Origin of the sequence: Kitasatospora sp. MBT66, from assembly GCF_000710405.2 — a bacterium.
Lineage (GTDB): Bacteria > Actinomycetota > Actinomycetes > Streptomycetales > Streptomycetaceae > Kitasatospora > Kitasatospora purpeofusca.
This window is the reverse complement of sequence record NZ_JAIY01000012.1, coordinates 84,246-84,644: the sequence shown is the minus strand read 5'-3', so window position 1 is coordinate 84,644 and position 399 is coordinate 84,246. Positions and strand designations below refer to the sequence as shown.

Annotated in this window: 1 protein-coding gene; it reads right to left on the bottom strand. The window is 77.7% G+C overall.

What is annotated here, in order from left to right:
- A partial coding sequence (locus BI06_RS51480; protein ID WP_043474416.1) for a hypothetical protein occupies nt 1–258 on the bottom strand: 258 nt, incomplete at its 3' end.
- Between the last annotated feature and the right edge of the window lie 141 nt (nt 259–399).

Sequence of the window (399 nt, the reverse complement as noted above, 5' to 3'; positions counted from 1 at the left end):
CTCGGCCGGCCGGCCGGGCGGGTCCTTGTGGGGCCGGAGCGGCGGCTGCCCGCGTTCGTGGTGCGCCCAGCGGAGCTGCTGGACCGTCAGGACGACCCGGCCGCCGTCGCCCAGCCGCTCGACGGTGCGGCGCAGCCGCAGGTCGTGCAGCCCCCGGGTGTACTTCGGCTCCAGCGCGAACCGCTGCTGGCACTTCCAGCAGGTGCGGCCGGTGCGGGCCTTCCCGGGCAGCTCGGTCTCGCAGCGCGGGCACTTCATCGCGTGGACTCCTCCAGCGTGGCCGCCAGTCGCCGCAACCCGGCCGCCAGCCGTTCCCGCCGGCCGACCGTGCCGATCCGCTGCCCGCGCTCCACCGCCCGCAGCGCCTCGGCGAGTTCGGTCTCCGACCGGCGCTCGGCC